This is a genomic window from Streptomyces sp. NPDC002133 (assembly GCF_040296405.1).
Taxonomy (GTDB): domain Bacteria; phylum Actinomycetota; class Actinomycetes; order Streptomycetales; family Streptomycetaceae; genus Streptomyces.
Genome location: NZ_JBEOXF010000126.1, coordinates 1 through 5,770 on the forward strand (window position 1 = coordinate 1; position 5,770 = coordinate 5,770).

The 5,770-nt window shown below is 68.2% G+C and carries 5 protein-coding genes; 1 reads left to right on the plus strand and 4 read right to left on the minus strand.

Annotated elements, in window-relative coordinates:
* From ABT078_RS42255 to ABT078_RS42270, 4 genes are all read right to left on the minus strand, one after another.
* On the minus strand, positions 1 to 1,126 hold a 1,126-nt coding region (locus ABT078_RS42255; protein ID WP_351237763.1), incomplete at its 3' end, for an alpha-amylase family glycosyl hydrolase.
* Positions 1,127 to 1,180: 54 nt separating this feature from the next.
* Positions 1,181 to 2,041 carry a sugar ABC transporter permease gene (locus tag ABT078_RS42260; RefSeq protein ID WP_351237765.1) on the minus strand — a complete coding sequence of 287 codons (861 nt, stop codon included), beginning with the start codon at positions 2,039 to 2,041 and terminating at the stop codon, positions 1,181 to 1,183.
* On the minus strand, positions 2,038 to 3,045 hold the full coding sequence (locus tag ABT078_RS42265; protein ID WP_351237767.1) for a carbohydrate ABC transporter permease: 1,008 nt from the start codon (positions 3,043 to 3,045) through the stop codon (positions 2,038 to 2,040). Before ABT078_RS42265 ends, ABT078_RS42260 begins: the two co-directional genes overlap by 4 nt.
* A 16-nt stretch (positions 3,046 to 3,061) precedes the next feature.
* Entirely contained in the window at positions 3,062 to 4,336 is a 1,275-nt protein-coding gene (locus tag ABT078_RS42270; protein WP_351237769.1) for an extracellular solute-binding protein, read from the minus strand.
* Positions 4,337 to 4,671: 335 nt separating this feature from the next.
* On the opposite strand from ABT078_RS42270, the gene ABT078_RS42275 reads away from it, so the two are divergent.
* On the plus strand, positions 4,672 to 5,770 hold a 1,099-nt coding region (locus ABT078_RS42275; protein ID WP_351237771.1), incomplete at its 3' end, for an alpha-amylase family glycosyl hydrolase.

Consider the following 5,770-nt stretch of genomic DNA (forward strand, 5'->3'; position numbering starts at 1 on the left):
GCTCTCGGTCGCCCTGCTCGCGCAGCTGCGTGCCGAGCCCCGCCGGGTTGGCGAAGCGGGTGGCGTGGCGGGTGACGTCGTGGTTGGACAGCACCCATGTGGTGGGGGCGCCGACGGGGCGCATCGCGGCCAGTGAGCCGTCGATGACCTGGCGCAGCTCCTTCGCGTCCCAGTTGGTCGTCAGGTACTGGAAGTTGAAGGCCTGGTGCATCTCGTCCGGGCGGACGTACAGCGCGGTGCGCTCGACGGTCGGGGTCCAGGCCTCGGCGACGAGGACGCGCTGCCCCTCGTACTCGTCGAGGATGCGCCGCCAGGAGCGGTAGATCTCGTGCACGCCGTCCTGGTCGAAGAACGGCATGACATCGTTTCCGAGCAGCTTGAGCTGTTCGCCGGAGCCGATGTCGGGCAGGCCGGGAGCCTTGACCAGGCCATGGGCGACGTCGACGCGGAAGCCGTCGGCGCCGAGGTCCAGCCAGAAGCGCAGGATCGAGCGGAACTCGTCCTGGACTGCCGGGTGCTCCCAGTTGAAGTCGGGCTGCTCGGGCGCGAAGAGGTGGAGATACCACTCTCCCCCAGCCTCCGGCTGGGAGGTGCCCCCATTGCCGTCGGGCACCTCGACGCGGGTCCAGGCCGGCCCGCCGAAGATGGACTCCCAGTCGTTGGGCGGCAGTTCACCGTTCGCGCCCTTGCCCTTGCGGAAGTGGAAGCGCTCGCGCAGCCGGGAGCCGGGCCCCTCGCGCAGTGCCTGCCGGAACCAGTCGTGCCGGTCGGAGCAGTGGTTGGGCACGATGTCGACGATGATCCGCAGGCCGAGGCCGTGGGCGCTGCGGATCAGCGCGTCGGCGTCGTGGAGGGTGCCGAACATCGGGTCGATGGCCCGGTAGTCGGCGACGTCGTAACCGGCGTCGGCCTGCGGGGATGCGTAGAACGGACTGAGCCAGACCGCGTCGACGCCGAGCTCCTTGAGGTACGGGAGCCGGCTGCGTATGCCCGCGAGATCGCCCATGCCGTCGCCGTTGCCGTCGGCGAAGCTGCGCGGATAGACCTGGTAGATCACCGCGTCCCGCCACCAGCCGGTCTGCGTGCCACTGGTCGGGTGGGTGGGGGCGGCGAGGTGCTGGGTCATTTCATCCCTGGTTGTCATCGGATGCGGAAGTTGCGTGTGCGGTGAGTGTGGGGCTCAGCCCTTGACGGCACCGGCCGATACGCCGGTCACCAGATGCCGCTGCGCGAAGAGGAACACGATCGCGGCGGGGATGGCGATGAGCACGGAGGCCGCGGTCATCGGCCCCCATTGGGCGCCGTACTGGTTGACGAACTTCTGCAGTCCGCCCGCCAGCGTGAGGTTCTCGTCGCCGACCATGAAGGCGGAGGCGTAGGCGACCTCGCCCCAGGCGGTGATGAAGGAGTAGAACGCGGTCACCGCGATGCCCGGCTTGGCGAGCGGCAGGATCAGCCGCCAGAAGGTGCCGAACGGGGTGAGGCCGTCGACCTGCCCCGACTCGTCGATCTCCCGCGGGATCGTGTCGAAGAAGCCCTTCATCATCCAGGCACAGAACGGCACGGCGATGGTGAGGTACGTGATGACCAGACCGGCCGGCTCGTTCAGCAGGCCCAGTCCCGCCATGATGTTGTAGATCGGCACGATCAGGACCGCGACCGGGAACATCTGGGTGATGAGCAGGGTCCACATCAGCCCGCGCTTCCCGGGGAAGCGGAAGCGGCTGACGGCGTAGCCGGTGGTGGCGGCGACGAAGACACCGAGGACCGTGGTGAGGCCCGCGACGACCAGCGAGTTGCCGAACCAGGTGAGGAACTCGGTGTCCTCGATCAGCCTGGTGTAGTTCTCGAGCGTCGTCTCCTTGACGAAGTCGGTGGTGGCCGCGTACTCCGCCGGCTTCAGGGAGGTCAGCAAGACCCACAGCACCGGGAAGACGGCGATCACGGACGCGACGAGCAGCGTCAGATGCAGTGCGGCCGAGGCGAGCGGCGAGCGACGGCCGCGCACCGGGGCGTTCGCCGGGACGTTGGTCGTGGTCACCAGGTTTCTCCCTGCTTGCGGAGGACGCGCTGGTAGACAGCGGCGAAGACCATCAGGAGGACGAGGATCAGCACGCCCCAGGTGGAGGACTGCGCGAAGTCGCGCGGGCTGATCTCGAACGAGAACTTGTACGCCTGGGTCACCAGGATCTGGGTCGCCTCGCCGGGACCGCCCCGCGTGAGCAGGAAGATCACCGGGAACATGTTGAAGGTCCAGATGGTGCTCAGCAGGATGACCGTGGTGGACACCGACCTGAGGCCCGGCATGGTGATGTGGCGGAAGCGCTGCCAGGCGCTCGCGCCGTCCATCTCGGCGGCCTCGTAGAGCTCGCCGGGTATGGACTGCAGACCGCCGAGCAGGGCGACCATCATGAACGGGACGCCGAGCCAGACGTTGACGGCGATCACCGAGAACTTGGCCCAGGTGGGGTCGTTGAGCCAGGGCAGGGCGTCGATGCCGCCGCCCGCGAGGATCTTGTTGAGCAGGCCGTTGTCCTCGTTGTAGAGGAAGCGCCAGGCGAAGACGGAGACGAAGCCGGGCACGGCCCACGGCAGGATCAGCATCATCCGGTAGAACGACCGGCCGGCGATCCTGCGGTTGAGGATGTTGGCGAGGGCGAGGCCCAGACCGAAGGTGACGGCCACGCAGGAGACCGTCCACACCAGCGTCCACCCGAGGGTGCCGAGGAACTGGCTGCCGGTGAGCGCGTCGGCGTAGTTGTCGAGGCCGACGAATTCGTACGTCGCCGGGAGGTGGTTGACCCCGATCGATCGCTCGACGTTCCGCTCGTCGGCGTTCGTCAGCGAGAGATAAACGCCGCGGACGAGCGGATAGCCGATGATCACCCCGATCACGATCACCACGGGGGCGACCATGGTCCAGGCGTACCAGTGGGTGGAGAGGGCGCGCCGGAACGGGCCCCGTGCGGTGTCGCGGCGATGGCCGCGGGCCCTCCTGGGCTCCGCGGCCTTCGCCACCGACTGGCCGCTGGTGTGGACAGCCATCAGTCGGTCTCTTCCCTTACTTCCAGTCCTTGAGGAGCTTGCGGTAGGCGTCGCCCGTCGCCTTGCTCCCCTTCTCCGGGGTGGTCTGGCCCGTGAGGACCTTGGTGTACTCGGTGACCAGCGGGGCGAAGAGGCTGCCGCCCTCGGGGATCCAGGGGCGCTCGACGGCCTTGTCGACGGCCGGCTTGAAGAAGCCCACGATCTCGTTCGCGGCGACCTGCGGGTTGGAGTAGACGGAGGAGCGGGTCGGGAGCAGGTTGAGCTCCTTGGCGACCTGGGTCTGGGCCTCGACGGAGCTCATGTACTCGACGAAGGCGTAGGAGGCGTCGAGGTTCTTGGAGCCCGCGTAGACGGCGAGGTTGTGGCCGCCCTGCGGGGCGCCCTGGCTCGCGGAGCCGGCGGGCACGGGGGCGACGCCGAGGTTGGCCTTGTCCTTGAACTCCTTGCCGGCGAAGGTGTCGGCAACGGCCCACGGACCGTTGATCATCATGGCGACCTTGCCGTCCTTGAACGCCGACTGCATGTTGTTCCAGCCGTCGGTGGCGTCGGTCTTCGCGGCACCGGAGTCGACCAGGTCCTTGACGACCTTCAGGGCCTTGACGCCGGCCGGGCTGTCGACGGTGATCTGCTTGTTCTCGGCGTCGACCAGGTCGCCGCCCTCGCCGTAGAGGAAGGACAGGAACCAGTAGGCGTCGTCGCCGCGGAGGTACATACCGGTCTTGCCGGTCTTGTCCTTGATGGTCTTGGCGACGGTCTTCAGCTCGGCGATGGTGCCGGGGACCTCGACACCGGCCTCCTGGAAGATCTTCTTGTTGTAGAAGATGCCCATGGTGTCGATGACCTGCGGGACGGCGTAGGTCTTGTCCTTGTACTTCGTGGAGGCGGCGGCCTGGTCCAGGAAGTCCTTCTCGTCCTTCAGGGCGGCGGTGCCGTCCAGCGGGGCGAGGTAGCCGAGGTCGGCGAACTCGGGGGTCCAGGCGACCTCGGAGCGGATGACGTCGGGGGCACCGGAGCCGGACTGGGCGGCGTTCTTGAACTTGTTCTGCGCCTCACCGAAGGGGACGTTCACGTACTTGATCTTGACGTCCGGGTGCTTCTTGGTGAAGCCCTCGGCGAGCTTCTTGAAGACCTTGTCCTCGCTGCCGACGGTCGACGTGTCCCACCAGGTGACCGTGCCCGACAGCTTCCCGCCCGTGCTGCCCTTCGCGCCCTCGGTGTCGTCGCCGCCGCACGCGGTCGCCGTGAGCGCCAGGCCCGCGACCAGAGCGGTGGCCGCTATGCCACGTCGCATGTGAACTCCTTCGATGGGGCCGCTCCATCACGGCGCCGATTCGTCGAGGAACGTAACAAGGTTGAAAGAGGACCGAAAGACCTTGCGAGAGATTTCTGCAAAGGGCGGGGATCGTTACATCCGCGTGTCCTCACGGTTGCCGACATGAACCTTGTCAACCACGGACTCGTACGCTCCAGACCCCTCTGACGGGCCCAGACGCCCCGTACGGGCGCAGCGACAGGTCTGCGCAACTGCTTCCGCAAGAGATTGCAACGCTGTTACCTTCGACATAGGTCGGCGTTGAACCGGTAGATCCGAAACATCCCGAATCAGGCAGACGAAGGGGACCGTCCATGACGCAGGAGCTCAGCACGACCACCGCGCCGCAGCTCGCCCGGGAGTCGGACCGGACGGGGCAGGAGCGGGGCTGGTGGTGTGACGCCGTCATCTACCAGGTGTACGTCCGCTCCTTCGCCGACAGCGACGGCGACGGCATCGGTGATCTGCGCGGCATCCGCGAGCGGCTCCCCCATCTCGCCTCGCTCGGCGTGGACGCGGTCTGGGTGACCCCCTTCTATGCGTCCCCGCAGGCCGACGGCGGCTACGACGTCTCGGACTACCGGGCCGTCGACCCCCTCTTCGGCCGGTTGTCCGACGCCGACGACCTCGTCCGCGAGGCCCACCGCCTGGGCCTGCGGGTGATCGTCGACATCGTCCCGAACCACACGTCCGACCAGCACGCCTGGTTCCGCGCAGCGCTCGCCGGGGGCCCCGAGCGGGCGTACTACCACTTCCGGCCCGGCAAGGGCGCGCACGGTGAACTGCCGCCCAACGACTGGGAGTCCGTCTTCGGCGGGCCCGCCTGGACCCGCGTCGAGGTGCCGGACGGCAATGGGGGCAACTCCCAGCCGGAGGCTGGGGGAGAGTGGTACCTCCACCTCTTCGCGCCCGAGCAGCCCGATCTCAACTGGGACCAGCCCGCCGTGCAGGAGGAGCTCACCTCCGTCCTGCGCTTCTGGCTCGACCTCGGCGTCGACGGCTTCCGCATCGACGTGGCGCACGGCATGGTCAAGGCGGACGGCCTGCCCGACATCGGGCTGCGCGAGCAGGCGAAGATGATCGGCGCGCAGGTGCTGCCGTTCTTCGACCAGGACGGGGTGCACGCGATCCACCGCGGCTGGCGCCGGCTGCTGGACTCGTACGACGGCGAACGCGTCGGGGTCGCCGAGGCCTGGGCACCGACGCCCGAGCGGCTCGCTCTCTACGTGCGCCCGGACGAGATGCACCAGGCGTTCAACTTCCAGTTCCTGCGCTGTCCCTGGGACCCGGCGCGGATGCGGGAGGTCATCGACGCGTCCCTGGCGGCAACGGCGTCGGTGGGGGCGCCCACGACCTGGGTGCTGTCCAACCATGACGTCGTACGCCACACGACGCGGTACGGCGACGGCCCCG